Here is a 16,126-nt window from a genome sequence, read left to right as displayed (position 1 = left end):
TGCGATCTTTTGATCTGGATCTTTAAAAACAAGATCAAAAGATCGCAGCCTGCGGCAGCTCCTACAGGGGGGTTGTGGGGTGACAGAAATATCGAACGTCCGGTGAACGCGCTCCTCCAATGGTTACACCCTGGAGGTCAACGACATGAACAGCAATGACGATAAAACCCCGAATGCCCCGCCTACCGATACTTCCGGCAAACCGGTGAATGTGGTCGAGCGTGATCTTGAGGACCGCGATGACGACACCAAGGCTGTGGACGAAGTCATCACGCCGACCTCAACCCGCGTCAAAGAGCAGGACGCCGAAACGTTGCAGCGCAAGATCGATGAGATTGAACGCAAAGTGGCGGACGGTAATTAACCCGGTTGTCTGTGGTGAAGGATTTATCCCCGATGAGCTGCGCAGCAGCTCTGTTTTTGGGGGCGCTTCGCACCCCGTCGGGGATGAATCCCCTCACCACAGGGTTTGTGTTCACTTGTCTATGGTGTCGCCTTTGCAGTGGTCTAATTTCCCCGGACACCCCGATAGGTGGAAAATACATCTATCGAGGAGTTATTCATGACCAAAAAACGCAGGGCATTCGACGACAGCTTCAAGCTGCAAGTCGTGAAGATGATCAAGGATCAGGGGCTAACCGTTACGCAGGTTTGCCAAGATTTGAACATTGGTGAGACAGCCGTTCGACGCTGGGTTCAACAGTACGAGGCAGAGCAACTGGGGCAGGCCGGAATCGGCAAGCCATTGACGGCAGAGCAACAGCGCATCCGGCAATTGGAACAGGAAAATCGCCAGCTCAAGATGGATAACGACATCTTAAAAAAGGCTACGGCCTTCTTTGCCCGCGAGCTGAAGTAAGGTATCGACTGGTTCGGCAGCTGCAACAGAAGGCCTACTCAGTGACACATGTCTGTCGGTTACTGAGCATCAGTCGCTCGGGCTTCTATGAGTCGCAAAAGCGTGCTGATGCGCCCGTCCGGCAGAGTTGTCCTGTCGTTGTGCAACTCAAGGCGTCTTTTGCCGAGAGTGGTGGCTGCTACGGCAGCCGGCCCTTGCGCGACGCTTTGCGCGGCAAAGGCCTGTCTGTTGGGCTGTATAAAATCCGCCGTTTGATGCGTGCCAATGGGCTACGTTCGGCTTGGAAGCGCAAGTTTGTGCACACGACCGATAGCAATCATGATCTGCCGATTGCCGAAAATGTACTGAGCCGAAAATTTGATCCGGCGGCGCCAAACAAGGCTTGGGTGGCAGACATCACCTACATCCGCACCCGCAGTGGCTGGCTGTATCTGGCCGTGGTGTTGGACTTGTTTTCACGCAAGATCGTGGGCTGGTCGATGGCTCCGAACATGCCGGCAGAGCTGGTGTGCACTGCGATGCAACTGGCCATCGCACAGCGCCAACCGCCGCCAGGCCTGATTGCCCACTCGGATCGTGGCAGCCAATACGCGAGTGCAACTTACAGAGAGTTACTGGCAAGAAACGACATGCAGCAGAGCATGAGCCGTAAAGGTAATTGCTGGGACAATGCGGTGATGGAACGCTTCTTCCTGAGCTTGAAAATGGAGCGGGTATGGCGACGTGACTACGCCAATCATACCGAAGCGATCCGCGACATCACCGAGTACATCGTTGGGTATTACAACAACGAACGGCTTCACTCGAAACTGGGATATCTGCCACCGACAGTCTATGAGCGGGCGATGGCGTCAAAACCACCTATCGAGGTGTCCGGAATTAGTTGACCACTGCACTTGATGATGACGGGGCGGCAGCCAGCCAGTGGAAAAACTCTAAACCGCCCACCTTCTCGCCGCCAATTACTGGTGGATGCCTAAACTGTGGTGAGGGGATTTATCCCCGATGAGCTGCGCAGAAGCGCTGTTTTTGGGGGCGCTTCGCACCCCGTCGGGGATGAATCCCCTCACCACAGGGTTTGTGTTCACTCGTCTATGGTGTCGCCTTGATGATGACGGGGCGGCAGCCAGCCAGTGGGAAAACTCTAAACCGCCCACCTTCTCCCCACCAATTACTGGTGGATGCCTCACCACAGGGGTTTGCGTGTTCAGGAGGGATTGAGGGTTTTTGACGAAATTTTCATGTGTGCCCGCCTAAAATCGCGCACCTCGTTGGGGAGTAGCCTGTTTCCGCGCCATGCGGATGCGTTCGTATCAACATTCTCGGCAACATGCCGTGGTGCGAACACCTTTTGGTTGGTGAGACCGACGACACATCCATGCCTGAAGTCGGGCGTGTGGTTGTGTCGTTGACTCATAGCCCGACTGGAAGTACCCCCCGTGAATCCTGTTTCCCTCATATTCCTCGCCCTGGCCATGTCCACGGATGCGTTCGCCGCCGCCATCGGCAAAGGCTCAAGCCTGCACAAACCGCGCTTGAGCGAAGCCCTGCGCACCGGCTTGATCTTCGGCGTGATCGAAGCCATCACCCCCATCATCGGCTGGCTGATCGGTCAGGCCGCGACCCGTTGGGTAGCGGAATGGGATCACTGGATCGCCTTCACCCTGCTGGTCATCCTCGGCCTGCACATGATCTACAACGGCCTGAAGCACGAAGAAGAGCAAGAAGAGAAACCCGGCTCGCACTCCTTCCTGATCCTCGCGGTCACCGCATTTGCCACCAGCATCGACGCCCTCGCCGTGGGCGTAGGCCTGGCGTTTGTCGACGTGAATATCTGGGTGGCGGCAACAGCCATTGGCCTGGCGACCATGACCATGGTGACCCTCGGCGTGATGCTCGGCCGGGTGTTGGGCGCGGTCGTCGGCAAGCGTGCCGAAATCGTCGGCGGTGTCGTGTTGATGATCGTCGGTGCGACGATTTTGTATGAGCACCTGTCGGTCTGAGACTAACCGTGCAGCAACGCCACCAGTGCTAACGCGTTGCCTGTCGCTGCACCACTGGCAGTGTTGTCGAAAATGCACCAGGTCGCGACGCCATGCGTATCGGCAGCCTGCAAGCCTTGGGCGAGCCTTTGCAGATAAGCGACCTCGTAGGCACTGTGATAAAGGCGCGGTGAACCGTGCAGCCGCCAATAACGGATGCCCTGCCAGCCGGACGGTGAAGCATCACTGCTGAGGCGCGAAGGATCGACCGCTGCCTGAGCGATCCGATAAGCCATCAGCAATGGTTCGGCACTCACCCACGACTCGTGACGCGGTTCCAGGACAACGGCGCCGTCGAAGCGCTGACGCAACGTCTTGAAGAATGCCTCGCTACTGGCCGCATCAAACGCCAGTGACGGCGGCAGTTGCAGCAATAGACAACCCAACCGATCACCCAAACCACTGCACTGCGACAGAAACTCATCGAGCGCATCTTCGCAGTCCAGTAAACGGCGCTCATGGCTGATCTGTTTGGGGATTTTTACCGAAAAGCGAAACCCTTCCGGCACCGAGTCGGCCCAGCGCTCATAAGTGGAGCGGCGATGCGGACGATAGAACGAGCTGTTGATTTCCACGCTGTTGAGTCGCGCGGCGTAGCGTTGCAGGTGCGTGCCGTCAGCCGGAAATTCCGGCCAATGCTCACGCCCCAGGCTCCAGCCCGCACAACCAATGAAAATCACCCAAATACCCTCAGTTTCAAATACCCCTGTAGGAGCTGCCGAAGGCTGCGATCTGTTGATCTTAAAAACAACATCAAGAGATCGCAGCCTTCGGCAGCTCCTACAGGGGGGGTGAGTGTTGAGTTTATTTTTTGCCGGGGAGTACCGAGCCGAGTACTTGCTTGGCGGTTTGCATCAGAATTCCCGCTTCGTCCGGATCGCCCTTGAGCAGTGTCGTGGCGAATTTCTTCGCCTGCTCAAGCTTGATGTGTGGCGGCAGCGGCGGCACGTTAGGGTCGGTCTTGAATTCGATCAGCACCGGTACGTCCGAAGCCAACGCCTGCTCCCACGCGCCGGCAACATCCTCTTCGCGATCCACGAAAATGCCTTTCAGGCCAATGGAAATGGCAAAGAGGTGATAAGGCACGTCCGGAATACTTTGCGACGCTTCGAATTTCGGATCGCCCTCCATCACCCGCTGCTCCCACGTGACCTGATTAAGGTCCTCGTTGTTGAACACTGCACAGATCCATTTCGGGCTCGCCCACTGCCGCCAGTATTTGGCGACGGTGATCAGCTCGGCCATGTTGTTCATCTGCATCGCGCCGTCGCCCACCAGCGCAATCACCGAGCGCTCCGGGTAGGCGAATTTCGCGGCGATCGCATAAGGCACAGCGGCGCCCATCGACGCCAGCCCACCGGACAACGAGCACTGCATGCCACGGCGGATTTTCAGGTCGCGGGCAAACCAGTTCGCGCAGGAGCCAGAGTCGCTGGTGATGATCGCTTGCTCGGGCAAACGCGGCGACAGCTCATACACCACCCTTTGCGGGTTGACCGGGTCAGCCTTGGCCATGGCGCGTTTTTCCAGGGTTTTCTCCCAGCTGCCGCGCCAGCCTTCAACTTTCTTGCGCCACTTGTTCGAGGTTTTCTGTTCGAGCAGCGGCAACAAGGCGTTGAGGGTTTCGGCGGCGTCGCCGACCAGATTGACCTCCATCGGGTAGCGCAGGCTGAGCATGTCGGGTTGCAAATCGATCTGCACGCCGCGCGCCTGCCCTTCTTTGGGCAGAAACTCGGCATACGGGAAACCCGAACCGATCATCAGCAAGGTGTCGCATTCGGTCATCAACTTGTAGCTGGGCTCGGTGCCGAGCAGGCCAATGCTGCCGGTCACCCACGGCAAATCATCCGGCAGCGCCGCTTTACCGAGTAGCGCCTTGGCGACGCCGGCGCCGAGTTTTTCCGCCACGGCGATCACTTCATCGTTTGCCTGCAACGCGCCCGCACCGACCAGAATCGCAACCTTTTCGCCCGCGTTCAAAACGTCTGCCGCACGCTGCAAATCCGCCTCGTAAGGCAGCACTTTCGGTTTGCTATAACCGACGCCGGAATGCGCGGTGCCATGCGCACGGGCCGGCGCCTGGTATTCAAGATCCTGCAAATCGTTGGGCAGGATGATTGCCGTGACACGCCGTTCGCCCACCGCCGTACGCACGGCGCGGTCGAGCAGATGGCGCACCTGCGACGGCACCGAAGCCTGTTGCACAAACGCGCCGGCGACATCCTTGAACATCGACACCAGATCGAGTTCCTGCTGATAGTGACTGCCCAGCGCCGTGCGTGCCTGCTGGCCGACAATCGCCAGCACCGGCATGTGGTCCATGCGCGCATCGTAGAGCCCGGTGATCAGGTGCGACGCCCCCGGACCGGACGTGGCAATGCACACGCCCAGTTCGCCGGTGAACTTGGCGTGCGCCGAAGCCATGAACGCGGCCATTTCCTCATGCCGCGCCTGAACGAATTCGATCTTTCCCTTGGCCCGGCTCAACGCCCCGAACACGCCGTTGATGCCATCGCCCGGATAACCAAAAATCCGCGTGACGCCCCATTGGCTGAGCCGTTCAACCAGAAAATCTCCCACTGTCATCGTCATCTCGATCCTCGCTTTTCACCGGTGCGTGAAGCATTCCCGGCGAAGTACCCGCCGGGAGGTGTAAGGGTCTGGACAGCCGCTTCGGCGCCGAAGTTTCGATTGATTTGCACGACATCATCGACTGCCCGAAGGCACAATGGCGCCCGACCCAGTGATCGCAAAGGACGAATGACAATGAACTTACCTGATGCATGGCGGCGCACATTTGCTGATGCTGTCATCGAACAACAAACCATCGGCGAATCGCGCGCCGACGTCTGGCGCATCAGCCCTGCCGACTCAGCTGCGCTGTTCGTGAAGTGCGAGCAAGTGATGACGTGGGGCGAACTACCCGGCGAAGTGCAGCGCCTGCGCTGGCTGGAAACGCTTGATCTGCCCGCACCACGGGTACTGGAAACGACCACTGAAGCCGAGCACAACTGGTTATTGATGACCGCCGTGCCAGGGCGCGATCTGGCCAGCAGCGAACAGCTCTCGCCCGAACAAATCGTCACGCTCACCGCGCAAGCCTTGCGCGAATTGCACGCGGTGGCGATCGACAGCTGCCCGTTCGATCACTGCCTCGACAAGAAAATTCCACTGGCCCGCGAGCACGTCCGGGCAGGCCTTATCGATGAAGAGGACTTCGACGATGCCCGCCTCGGCCGCAGCGCTGAAGACGTGTTCCAACAGATGCTCGCCGAACGCCCGCCACACGAAGACCTGGTGGTGACGCATGGCGATGCGTGCCTGCCCAACCTGCTCGCCGAACATGGCCGTTTCAGCGGTTTTGTCGACTGTGGACGCTTGGGCGTTGCCGACCGTTATCAGGACCTTGCGCTGGCCGCACACAGCATTACCGATAACCTTGGCGAGCAATGGCTGCCGGCATTTTTCGAGGCGTACGGCGTGCAACCCGATCAGCGCCGGATTGCCTTTTATCAGCTGCTTGACGAGTTTTTCTGAGGCGAAGGCCTTTGTGCGCGGTCGATGTTGAATAACCGGCGGAGGACGCACGATGACTGAAGTACAGACCTTGCTGCTTGAGCGTAACGACTGGGTACCGAACAACCCGCACTTGCCGGTGCTGGTCTATCCGCAAGCGATCGCAATCGAGGGCCGCGATCCGGCGGCATTGTTCGAGCGCACCTTTGACGCCAACGGCTGGCCGGCGCAATGGCGCTATGGGATTTACGACTTCCATCACTATCACACCGAAGGCCATGAAGTGCTGGGCGTCGCCGCTGGCCACGCGCGGCTGATGCTCGGTGGCCCGCATGGGCACGTGCTGGAGGTCAGCGCCGGCGATGTGTTGCTGCTGCCTGCCGGCACCGGCCATTGCAACCTCGGCTGCAGTGCCGACTTTCTGGTGGTCGGCGCTTATCCGCCTGGGCAGCATGCCGATATCTGCCGTGAGGCGCCGAGCGAGGCGCAATTGCGCGCCATCGAGCAGCTGCCGTTTCCCGCGCAGGATCCGGTGCAAGGCGCGCAAGGGGCGGTGCAGCAATACTGGGTCAAGTAGCCTTCAGCGGTGCGGATGCACGGTCCATGCGACCAGTTTGATCACGATCGGCCGAACGACGAGGATGCACAGGAATGCCACCGGCATCGCCAGCTTGTAGGCGTGCAAGGCATTACTCAGGTAATCGTTATCAATGCCCGAGTTGCTGGCCGTGATCACCAGCGACATGAGGAAGGCCATGATCGTCGCCATGTACAGGGCAAACACGTACGGCGTGGTCCGCGCCGACAGCTTGCGCCGACTCAGGTAAACCGCTTCGGGACTGGTTTGTTGATTCATAAGGCGCATCCATCCGTTGACAGGGAGCGGGCACCTTAGCAAAGCGGTTGCGCGCCAACTAGACGGGCAAACGCAGGTACTTTATAAAGCACAACTTACGAATCAACCCTTCTCGGCAGGCCAAGGATGAATCTGTTAGCGGCGATTGCCAGTTTTATCAAAGTGGTCGAATCCGGCTCGATTGTCGGCGCCGCGAAAAGCCTGGGTGTCAGCGCAGCGGCCGTCAGCCAGACGCTCAATCGCCTTGAAACCCACCTCGGCGTACGCCTGTTGCAACGCACCACGCGCAGCATGGCGCTCACCGAAAACGGCGCGCTGTACTACGAAAAGGTCAAGCGCATCGCCGCGGATCTGGAATCGGCACAAAGCTCGATCTGCGTCGCCGAAACCGTGCTGCAAGGCCGACTGAGCATCGCCTCGACGTCTGCGTTCGGCCGCCATGTGCTGGCGCCGCTGATCGCCGGTTTTGCAGCGCTGCACCCGCGTCTGCTGGTCGAGTTGTCGACCACGGACGGCAAGATCAGCCACATCCACGACGGCATCGACCTGAGCCTGCGGATCAAGCCGCAACTGGAAGAAGGCATCGTCGCGCGCAAGATCGTTGCCCTGCCCTTCATCCTCTGCGCCTCGCCCGCCTACCTGCAACGCGCGGGCCGGCCAAGCACGCCGGACGAGCTGCACCAGCATGCTTGCCTGGCGTTTCGTTATCCGTTGGACGGGCGTTTTCTGCGCTGGAGTTTCATTCGCGACGGCCAGCGCTACGACGCGCCTATCAACGCGACGGCGATCAGCGATGACATCGACGCCCTGGCGCAAATGGCAATCCACGGCGCGGGCATCACCCGACTGGCAGAATTTGTCGCCGCGCCCTTTCTCGCCGGCGGCCAGTTGCTGGCGTTATTCGAACCCGGCGCCAACGCGGCGCAGGCGGTTGCCGAACCGATGGAAATCTATGCCTGCGTGCAGGAGCGTGCGGCGCTGACGCCGAAGGTCAAAGCGTTCATCGATTATCTGCTTGAGCATCTGGCCGCGCGCTGGCCGATGGAACACACCCACCCTCAATTACTCAGCCGAAGGGATTTGCCGTGACCCGATTACGCTACGCCAAAGGCTCAGGCCACCCCCCGCTGCATCTGGCATCGATCACCGCGAACGGTGCCGATGCGGGCGAGTTGCGGTTCGCGCTGGCGAATGCCAAAGAGCTTCGCATCGCCTTTGCGTCGCACGCCGAGCAAGTACGAATGCTCGAACGCCTGATCACTGAACGCGTGCCCTTTGCCGTCGGCGGCATGTGTCCGGGCCCCGCAGACGAGGTCGACATGCTCATCGCGACAGCCGAACTGGCAGGCCCCTACATCGAGCTGGCCTGGACCGCGCCACAGCAGTGGGTGGTCAGGGAAATCTCAAGCACTGCGAGCGAGTGGCTGCAAGTCGCTGAAGCCAGCATGATCGCCAACCCGTCATTCGACCCGAACTCACTCAAGTTTTTTGACTGCCCCACGCTGCGGTAAATGGACTGCAGGTGAAATGCAAAAAAAGCCGCACGCCCCGCAGCCGTCATCGCCGCCGTCCAACATGAAATAACGCCGATCGCGCTGGCACCCGGCGAGATTTTTTCATACGGTGTTCGATCTCTTCTCCGCCAGCATTCGACGAGGTCCGTTTCATGAGTAAAGCGTCCTACGTACCGCCCAAGGTCTGGAAAAATGAAGCGCCATCCGGTGGCCAGTTCGCCAACATCAATCGCCCGACTGCCGGGCCGACGCATGACAAAGCGCTGCCAGTGGGCAAACATCCGCTGCAGCTGTATTCGCTGGCTACGCCCAATGGCGTGAAGGTGACGATTCTGCTGGAAGAGCTGCTGGCACTCGGACGCACCGATGCCGAGTACGACGCGTGGCTGATCCGCATTGGTGAAGGCGATCAGTTCTCCAGCGGCTTTGTCGAGATCAATCCGAATTCGAAGATTCCGGCGCTGCTTGATCGCAGTGTCGAGCCGCCGATTCGGGTGTTCGAGTCGGGTTCGATCCTGCTGTACCTGGCCGAAAAATTCGGCGCCTTGCTGCCCAAGGATCCTGCCGGACGCACCGAAACCCTCAACTGGCTGTTCTGGCAAATGGGCGCGGCGCCCTATCTGGGTGGCGGCTTCGGGCATTTTTACGCTTATGCGCCGGAGAAGCTCGAATACCCGATCAACCGTTTCACCATGGAAACCAAACGGCAGCTGGATGTGCTGGATCGACGCTTGGCCGAGAGCCCTTATCTGGCCGGCGACCGCTACACCATTGCCGACATCGCGGTCTGGGCCTGGTACGGGCAACTGGTTCGCAACAATGTCTATTCGGCGGCGGAGTTCTTGTCCGCGCAGGAATACACCCATGTGCAACGCTGGGCACAAGTCATCGCCGATCGACCTGCAGTGATTCGCGGAATACGCGTCAACCGCACATGGGGCGATGAAGACACGCAAGTGCCCGAGCGCCATCAGGCCCAAGACCTCGACTGACCCCGCAACCTCCCTGTAGAAGCTGCCGCAGGCTGCGATCTTTTGATCTTGCTTTCCCAAAATTAAACAGAAGATCAAAAGATCGCAGCCTGCGGCAGCTCCTACAGGGGATCGGTGGTGGTGCAAGGCTGCCATTCGGCAAATGTGAAAAATTCGTTAACTATCTGACTCGTACGGCTTTCTTCGGGCGAATCAATCTGACATGCTAATGCGAATACTTCTTGTATGCGCCTGCATCAGATTCGTTTTGGTATTACCTGGGGAAGCAGATTGATGTCGTTTCACACCATTCACCGTCGTTCCAACCTTTCGCCCAACATTCTGGCCGTCGCTATTTGTATGGCCAGCATCGCACCGGTCATGGCCGATGATGCGTCGCCCGCCACGCCGGCAAACCCTGCACCGGCCACCACGCTGGAACTCGGTGCCACCGAAATCGGCGCCACGCAGATGGGCAGCACCACTGAAGGCACGGACTCCTACACCACCGGCCCGATGCAGACGGCGACCAAGTTGTCGCTGACCATGCGTGAAACGCCGCAGGCGGTGACCGTTGTCACCCGCCAGCGCATGGACGATCAGGGCATGACCAGCATCAACGATGTGGTGAAGGCCACACCGGGTCTGTTCCTCAATCAGTCCAGCGGCCCGGGGCGACAGACTTACAGTTCGCGCGGTTTCGACATCGACACCATCATGTACGACGGCCTGCCGAGCACTTACTCGCCATTCTCGATGGCCGTGCAGCCGAACCTGGCAATGTTCGACCGCGTCGAAATCGTGCGCGGTGCAACAGGCCTCGTCACAGGCGCCGGCAACCCTTCGGCGGCAATCAACATGGTGCGCAAGCGTCCGACGGCCGATCAGCAAGTGACCCTGACCGGCGCGGCTGGCAGCTGGGATGATTACCGTGGCGAAATCGACGCCTCCAGCCCGCTCAATGAAAGCGGTACGCTGCGCGGCCGGGTGGTGAGTTCCTATCAGGGCGCGGACAGCTTCCGCGACAAAGAACAAAACGAACACGGCCTGTTCTACGCCATCGGTGAAGCCGACCTGAGCGACAGCACCACGGCTACCCTGGGCTTCTCACGCCAGAACGAACAGACCAACTATTTCTGGGGCGGCTTGCCGCTCGGCGCCGACGGCCACCACCTCGACCTGCCCCGCTCCACCTACCCGGGCACCGACTGGGAAAACAAGAAGCTGCAGATCGACACCGTGTTCGGTGAAATCGAGCACCGCTTCGACAACGACTGGAAACTGCACCTGGCCGGCTCATCCTCGACCCTCAATGGCGAGTTCTCCGGCACCTACCTGTCGCGTTACAACGGCCCGCTGGAAACCACCGCCTATCAGTCGCATAACACCGACAAACAAACCGCGTTCGACGCCTTCGCCAGCGGCCCGTTCGAAGCCTTCGGCCGCACCCACGAACTGGTCGTCGGCGCCAGCGACCGTGTCTACGACGCGACCTCCAAAGAGTACGACCCGTATACCACTGCATGGCCAATCGGCGCGCCAAAACCGGACTTCGTGCGCGACAGCAAAACCCGCACGGTGACCACGCAAGATGCCGTCTACCTGACCACGCGCCTGAGCCTCGCCGATCCGCTGACGCTGATCCTCGGTGGTCGTCTGGACTGGTACGACTACGATGACCGCACCGGCGATGGCGACTACAAGGTCACCCGCAATCTGACGCGTTACTCCGGTCTGATCTACAAACTCGACGATCACCATTCGGTATACGCCAGCTACACCGACATCTTCACCCCGCAGACCTCCAAAGACCTCTCCGGCAAAGTGCTCGACCCGATCGTCGGCGAGAACTACGAGGTCGGCATCAAGGGCGAATACTTCAATGGCGCCCTAAACGCCAGTCTGGCCGTGTTCCAGATGGACCAGACCAACCGCGCCGCCCTTGCCGCCACCCAACTCGGTTGCCCGGTCATGACCTGCTACCAGGCCTCCGGCAAGGTGCGCAGCCAAGGCGTGGACATGGAACTGCAAGGTGCCCTGACCGAAAACTGGCAAGTCGGCGCCGGCTACACCTTCACCCGCGCGCATTACATCAAGGATGAAAATCCCGACAACGATAACCAGCGCTTCAAAACCGACATCCCCGAGCACCTGTTCAAGGTGTCGACGATGTATCGCCTGCAAGGCCCACTTGAGAAATTCCGTATCGGTGGCAACGTCTACTGGCAGAGCCGCCTGTACAACGACGTTCCGGTCGCCAACAGCACCTATCGCCTCGAACAGGGCAGCTACGCCGTCACCGACTTGATGGCCGGTTATGAAGTCAACAAACACCTGGATCTGCAGGTCAACGCGAACAACATTTTCGACCGCGTCTACTACTCCTCCATTGGCTATAACACCACCTGGGGTTCCACCGACAACTACGGCAATCCACGCAGCTACATGCTGACGGCCAAATACAAGTTCTAAGTCCGACGCATTAGTCATGGCTGGCAATAAGGGATAGTCTCTGCCTCGATACCCACTCGAAGCGCCAGCCCATGACCAACCCAGCGTTCTCCTCCGACATTGAAGCCATCCGCAGCATTGACTCGGTGCCCGTGATCCTGAGCATGGTCAAGCACCTCACGGGCATGCGCTTCGCGGCGGTGGCGCGGGTCACCGAGAAAAACTGGGTGGCCTGCGCGGTCGACGACTCGATCGATTTCGGGCTCAAGCCCGGTGGCGAACTGGTGCTCGAATCGACCATCTGCCATGAAATCCGCCAACACCAGCAGCCGGTCATTTTCGGCCATGCCAGCACCCACCCGGTTTTTTCGCTGCACCACACGCCGAAAACCTATGGCCTGGAAAGCTACATCTCCATTCCCATCGTCAAAGCCAATGGCGACTTTTTCGGCACGCTGTGCGCCATCGACTCAGTCCCGGCGAACCTCGACGAGCCGGCCATCGCGAAAACCCTGACCCTGTTCGCCCAACTGATTGCGATGAGCCTCGACACGCAAAGTCATCTCGAAGCGACCAAAGCCGAACTGAGCAATGCCAATGAACTGGGCAGGCTGCGCGAACAGTTCATCGCGGTCCTCGGGCATGACCTGCGTACACCGCTGAGCGCGATTCGCATGAGCGCCGACCTGCTGGAAACCAGGACCGAAGAGAAACGCTCGCTCAATCTGCTGTCGGCGATCCGCAAGAGCTCGGTGCGCATGGGCGTATTGATCGAAAACATCCTCGACTTTGCCCGTGGACGCCTGGGCGACGGGATTCCGGTCCAGCGCAAACTGGTGGATGACCTGCAACAGACGCTGCAGCAAACCCTTGAAGAGGTGCAGGTTTCGCACCCGCGAGCGACGTTCACGCACACGCTGAACGTGCCGAGCGGCGTCTATTGCGATGCGCTGCGCATCAGCCAGTTGCTGTCCAATCTGCTGGGCAACGCGGCCACCCATGGCTCGACCAGCGCGCCGATCATCCTCAACGCTTTCGCTGAGAACGACGAAATCGTGATTTCGCTGACCAATCAAGGCACACCGATTTCAGCGCAATTAATGCCACTGCTGTTCGAACCGTTTTCCCGGTCCGAAGCCGGGCAGCGTAACGAGGGATTGGGACTGGGGCTTTATATCGCCGCGCAGATTGCGGCGGCGCACAACGGCACGTTGAGCGTCACCTCAACCGCTGAATCGGGAACCTGCTTTGTCGCGCGGTTCCCGGCGCAGTTCAAGTGGGTATGAGTCGGCTTTGACGGTTACACCGTCTGCCGGCGCATGGTCAGAATCGCCGCGCCGAAACCAATGAACGTTGTGCCCACCACCCGGCTGACCCAACGCGACAGCGCCGGGCGGGTCAACACGCCCTTGGCGCGAGATGCCAATGCGGCATAGATACTCAACGACGACACCGACAACGCCATGAAGATCGAGGTCAGAATCAGGAACTGCGGCAGCAACGCGGCGCCTTGATCGATGAACTGCGGAAACAATGCAGTGAAAAACATCGTTGCCTTGGGGTTGGTCACCGCCGTCAAAAAAGCCGACTTGTAGAGTTTGCCGCGCGTTGGCCGGGCCTTGAGCGCCTCACCTTCGAGCCCCTCTGGCAGCATCGGGCCCTTCTTGAACAGCTGCTTGACCCCGAGATAAAACAGGTAGCCGGCGCCGATGATCTTCACCGCGTTGAAGAGAATCTCCGAACTGGCCAGCAGCGCGCCCAACCCCAGCATCGCCCCCGCCGACAGGCAAAATAAACCGCTGGCATTACCCAGCGAAGACCAGATCGTGCTGCGCTGCCCGTGCGCCAGACTGTTGTTGATTGCCATCAAAGTTGCCGGCCCGGGGCTGGCAATGGCAATCGCGCCAACCAGGGTGAACGCCAGTATCGAGTGAGAATCCATTTTCGCTGCTCGTGGTCAAAGTGGTGCTGCATGTTACAGCAGCCAGGCGGTCTCTTGCTTGGGCGGCTATACCTTGTTGCGTAGCGCAGCCATCGCCCTGAGGACATCATGACCGACCGCCAACACCTGCATCGCGAGGGTTTTGCCCTGCTCCGCCAGGCCATCCCGAGACAATGGCTGAATGAGTTGCGTGCGGTGTTCGAGGCCGGTGTGAAACCGTCGACCCAATGGCCGACACCTCGCGGGGTGGACTGGCGCCATTCACAGTTGGACCTCGACGTGCGAATACAGGCGACGTGCCGTCTACCGCAGTTACTGGCAGTGGTCGGCGAACTGATTGGCGAGCGATTTTTTCTGGCGCAAGTGGAGGGTCGCGAGCCGCTCGGCGGTGGCGGCCATCAACTGCTGCATCGCGACCTGTCGGCGCAACGCCCCGGCGACAGGGTCAACGCCCTGGCGTATCTCGACGATTACAGCCCCGCTAACGGGGCGACACGCATTGTGCCCGGCAGCCACCGCCCCGAGCCGCAAGCAACGTCTCTGGACATCGATGACACCGGCGAGTGTGTGCAGCTATCGGGCTGTGCCGGGGACATTCTGGTTTTTGATGTCGACCTGGTGCATGCGGGCAGTTTGAACCTGAGCGGCGCACGTCGACGCACCCTGCTGATCAGTTATTGCGCGCAGACGCTCTATGCCTCAGAGGGGCAAACGGCGCCCTTGCGCGGGGTACGCATGGACACCCGCGAGCACTTTCAACCGTCGGATTTTGCCTACAGCCTGCGTCCCGTTTCAGGGGTCGACAAACCGCCCAGCCGCTACCAACATAGCGGCTTCTCTGAAAATGACAGCGAGGCAAGGTAATGAGCCAACCGACTATTCGTGCGTTGATCCTCGATGACTACGCCGACAAGGTCTTCCGTGAAGCGCACATCGACCGTCCTCAGCCGCAAGCTCATGAAGTGTTGGTGCGGGTCATCGCCAGTGGCGTCAACCCGATCGACTACAAGATCCGCTCCGGCAACGCGCCGTACGCCACGCCCGAGCTGCCGGCGATACTCGGCACGGACATGGCCGGGGTGATCGAAGCCGTGGGCAGCGACGTCACGCATTTTGCCGTCGGCGATGAAGTCTACGGCATGGTCGGTGGCGTACGCGGCTTGCCGGGCTCGCTGGCCGAATACCTCGCGGTGGATGCCGATCTGGTCTCGCGCAAGCCGAAAAACCTCGGGTTTCGTGAAGCCGCAGCGATTCCGCTGGTATTCCTCACCGCCTGGGAAGGTCTGGTCGATCGCGCCCACGTCCACGCCGGTCAGAAAGTGCTAGTGCATGGCGGCGCGGGCGGTGTCGGCCACATGGCCGTGCAAATTGCCAAGGCGCTGGGCGCGGAAGTGTTCGCCACGGTGTCGCCGGGCAAGCGCGCGATTGTCGAAGGTTACGGCGCCACGGCGATCGACTATCGCAACGAGTCGGTCGAGCACTACGTGAACCAGTACACCGGCGGCAAAGGTTTCGACGTGATCTACGACACCGTCGGCGGCAAGAGCCTCGACGATTCGTTTGCCGCGATTGCTCTGTATGGCCACGTCAGCAGTTGCGCCGCGTTCGGCACCCACAACCTGGCCACCGGCTCACTGCGCAGTGCGACGCTGTCGGGGATTTTCGTGCTGTTGCCGATGCTCACCGGCACAGGCCGCAAGCACCACGCCGAGATTCTCGGTTATGCCACGCGGCTGATCGAAGAAGGCAAGGTCAAGCCATTGATGCATCCGCAGCGCTTCAGCCTCAGCGAAGCCCGCCAGGCCCACGATGCCGTCGAGCAAGGCACCGGCGTCGGCAAGGTCGTGATCGACATCGCCTGACTGCGCAATCCCAAGGCAAAAAAAACCCCGCGACCGAATGAAGGCGCGGGGCAAAAAATTGGTTGGTTGCGGCCAACCAAAGGAGCTCTTTCACAGATGTGTATGGGGCAAAA

Annotated in this window: 16 protein-coding genes and 1 riboswitch; of the genes, 12 read left to right on the top strand and 4 right to left on the bottom strand. The window is 59.9% G+C overall.

Annotation, left to right across the window (positions count from 1 at the left end):
* The first annotated feature begins 145 nt into the window (after window positions 1-145).
* The 3 genes from ACZZ0B_RS09750 (at window position 146) to mntP (ending at window position 2,862) form a co-directional block, all read left to right on the top strand.
* A complete protein-coding gene (locus ACZZ0B_RS09750; RefSeq protein ID WP_008080654.1) occupies window positions 146-364 on the top strand; it encodes a hypothetical protein in 219 nt (72 codons plus the stop codon).
* A gap of 198 nt (window positions 365-562) precedes the next feature.
* Window positions 563-1,746, top strand: a protein-coding gene (locus ACZZ0B_RS09745; protein WP_202949186.1) for an IS3 family transposase whose coding sequence is annotated in 2 segments (ribosomal slippage) — window positions 563-827 and window positions 827-1,746 — 1,185 coding nt in all. Because the reading frame shifts where the segments join, the coding sequence is not laid out codon by codon here.
* A gap of 374 nt (window positions 1,747-2,120) precedes the next feature.
* A riboswitch (yybP-ykoY riboswitch) is annotated at window positions 2,121-2,291 on the top strand.
* A gap of 7 nt (window positions 2,292-2,298) precedes the next feature.
* Window positions 2,299-2,862, top strand: coding sequence for a manganese efflux pump MntP (mntP, locus tag ACZZ0B_RS09740; protein ID WP_463545023.1), 564 nt, complete (start codon window positions 2,299-2,301; stop codon window positions 2,860-2,862).
* Between the two features lie 2 nt (window positions 2,863-2,864).
* Here the strand turns inward: mntP and ACZZ0B_RS09735 are convergent, their stop codons facing one another.
* The gene (locus ACZZ0B_RS09735; protein ID WP_463545022.1) at window positions 2,865-3,581 is read right to left on the bottom strand and encodes a DUF72 domain-containing protein; all 717 of its coding nucleotides are present in this window, start codon (window positions 3,579-3,581) and stop codon (window positions 2,865-2,867) included.
* A gap of 124 nt (window positions 3,582-3,705) precedes the next feature.
* Complete coding sequence (locus tag ACZZ0B_RS09730; RefSeq protein ID WP_463545021.1) at window positions 3,706-5,493, bottom strand: thiamine pyrophosphate-requiring protein; 1,788 nt, start codon at window positions 5,491-5,493, stop codon at window positions 3,706-3,708.
* A gap of 174 nt (window positions 5,494-5,667) precedes the next feature.
* Here ACZZ0B_RS09730 and ACZZ0B_RS09725 point away from each other — a divergent pair, with 174 nt between their 5' ends.
* Together ACZZ0B_RS09725 and ACZZ0B_RS09720 are read left to right on the top strand one after the other, a co-directional pair.
* Entirely contained in the window at window positions 5,668-6,438 is a 771-nt protein-coding gene (locus ACZZ0B_RS09725; RefSeq protein ID WP_463545020.1) for an APH(3')-II family aminoglycoside O-phosphotransferase, read from the top strand.
* Window positions 6,439-6,490: 52 nt separating this feature from the next.
* Entirely contained in the window at window positions 6,491-6,994 is a 504-nt protein-coding gene (locus ACZZ0B_RS09720; RefSeq protein WP_463545019.1) for a cupin, read from the top strand.
* A gap of 3 nt (window positions 6,995-6,997) precedes the next feature.
* Here the strand turns inward: ACZZ0B_RS09720 and ACZZ0B_RS09715 are convergent, their stop codons facing one another.
* On the bottom strand, window positions 6,998-7,273 hold the full coding sequence (locus ACZZ0B_RS09715; RefSeq protein ID WP_008083765.1) for a DUF2798 domain-containing protein: 276 nt from the start codon (window positions 7,271-7,273) through the stop codon (window positions 6,998-7,000).
* A 126-nt stretch (window positions 7,274-7,399) separates the two neighbouring features.
* Between ACZZ0B_RS09715 and ACZZ0B_RS09710 the strand changes: the two genes are divergently transcribed.
* The 5 genes from ACZZ0B_RS09710 (at window position 7,400) to ACZZ0B_RS09690 (ending at window position 13,495) form a co-directional block, all read left to right on the top strand.
* A complete protein-coding gene (locus ACZZ0B_RS09710) occupies window positions 7,400-8,362 on the top strand; it encodes a LysR family transcriptional regulator (protein WP_463545018.1) in 963 nt (320 codons plus the stop codon).
* A complete protein-coding gene (locus ACZZ0B_RS09705; RefSeq protein WP_463545017.1) occupies window positions 8,359-8,784 on the top strand; it encodes a hypothetical protein in 426 nt (141 codons plus the stop codon). Before ACZZ0B_RS09710 ends, ACZZ0B_RS09705 begins: the two co-directional genes overlap by 4 nt.
* 155 nt (window positions 8,785-8,939) lie before the next feature.
* On the top strand, window positions 8,940-9,779 hold the full coding sequence (gene yghU, locus ACZZ0B_RS09700) for a glutathione-dependent disulfide-bond oxidoreductase (RefSeq protein WP_463545016.1): 840 nt from the start codon (window positions 8,940-8,942) through the stop codon (window positions 9,777-9,779).
* A gap of 273 nt (window positions 9,780-10,052) precedes the next feature.
* Window positions 10,053-12,230 carry a TonB-dependent siderophore receptor gene (locus ACZZ0B_RS09695; RefSeq protein WP_463545015.1) on the top strand — a complete coding sequence of 726 codons (2,178 nt, stop codon included), beginning with the start codon at window positions 10,053-10,055 and terminating at the stop codon, window positions 12,228-12,230.
* Between the two features lie 71 nt (window positions 12,231-12,301).
* Window positions 12,302-13,495 (top strand): GAF domain-containing sensor histidine kinase, encoded by a 1,194-nt coding sequence (locus ACZZ0B_RS09690; protein ID WP_440094178.1) that lies wholly within the window; start codon window positions 12,302-12,304, stop codon window positions 13,493-13,495.
* 14 nt (window positions 13,496-13,509) lie between these two features.
* Here ACZZ0B_RS09690 and ACZZ0B_RS09685 read toward each other — a convergent pair whose 3' ends face one another.
* On the bottom strand, window positions 13,510-14,151 hold the full coding sequence (locus ACZZ0B_RS09685) for a LysE family translocator (RefSeq protein WP_463545014.1): 642 nt from the start codon (window positions 14,149-14,151) through the stop codon (window positions 13,510-13,512).
* 108 nt (window positions 14,152-14,259) lie between these two features.
* On the opposite strand from ACZZ0B_RS09685, the gene ACZZ0B_RS09680 reads away from it, so the two are divergent.
* Together ACZZ0B_RS09680 and ACZZ0B_RS09675 are read left to right on the top strand one after the other, a co-directional pair.
* Window positions 14,260-15,015, top strand: coding sequence for a phytanoyl-CoA dioxygenase family protein (locus ACZZ0B_RS09680; protein WP_463545013.1), 756 nt, complete (start codon window positions 14,260-14,262; stop codon window positions 15,013-15,015).
* Window positions 15,015-16,013, top strand: coding sequence for a zinc-dependent alcohol dehydrogenase family protein (locus ACZZ0B_RS09675; RefSeq protein WP_463545012.1), 999 nt, complete (start codon window positions 15,015-15,017; stop codon window positions 16,011-16,013). Before ACZZ0B_RS09680 ends, ACZZ0B_RS09675 begins: the two co-directional genes overlap by 1 nt.
* The last annotated feature ends 113 nt before the right edge of the window (window positions 16,014-16,126 follow it).

The organism is Pseudomonas sp. AC247 (assembly GCF_979258015.1).
The sequence above is the reverse complement of the archived record's forward strand: the minus strand, read 5'-3'. Positions and strand labels throughout refer to the sequence as shown.

Bases quoted from the DNA above. Each gene is read 5' to 3' on its own strand.
- ACZZ0B_RS09675 (WP_463545012.1), top strand. From the start codon at position 15,015: ATGAGCCAACCGACTATTCGTGCGTTGATCCTCGATGACTACGCCGAC.
- ACZZ0B_RS09695 (WP_463545015.1), top strand. From the start codon at position 10,053: ATGTCGTTTCACACCATTCACCGTCGTTCCAACCTTTCGCCCAACATT.
- ACZZ0B_RS09750 (WP_008080654.1), top strand. From the start codon at position 146: ATGAACAGCAATGACGATAAAACCCCGAATGCCCCGCCTACCGATACT.
- ACZZ0B_RS09730 (WP_463545021.1), bottom strand. From the start codon at position 5,493: ATGACGATGACAGTGGGAGATTTTCTGGTTGAACGGCTCAGCCAATGG.
- ACZZ0B_RS09715 (WP_008083765.1), bottom strand. From the start codon at position 7,273: ATGAATCAACAAACCAGTCCCGAAGCGGTTTACCTGAGTCGGCGCAAG.
- ACZZ0B_RS09690 (WP_440094178.1), top strand. From the start codon at position 12,302: ATGACCAACCCAGCGTTCTCCTCCGACATTGAAGCCATCCGCAGCATT.
- ACZZ0B_RS09710 (WP_463545018.1), top strand. From the start codon at position 7,400: ATGAATCTGTTAGCGGCGATTGCCAGTTTTATCAAAGTGGTCGAATCC.
- ACZZ0B_RS09725 (WP_463545020.1), top strand. From the start codon at position 5,668: ATGAACTTACCTGATGCATGGCGGCGCACATTTGCTGATGCTGTCATC.
- ACZZ0B_RS09720 (WP_463545019.1), top strand. From the start codon at position 6,491: ATGACTGAAGTACAGACCTTGCTGCTTGAGCGTAACGACTGGGTACCG.
- yghU (WP_463545016.1), top strand. From the start codon at position 8,940: ATGAGTAAAGCGTCCTACGTACCGCCCAAGGTCTGGAAAAATGAAGCG.
- ACZZ0B_RS09685 (WP_463545014.1), bottom strand. From the start codon at position 14,151: ATGGATTCTCACTCGATACTGGCGTTCACCCTGGTTGGCGCGATTGCC.
- ACZZ0B_RS09680 (WP_463545013.1), top strand. From the start codon at position 14,260: ATGACCGACCGCCAACACCTGCATCGCGAGGGTTTTGCCCTGCTCCGC.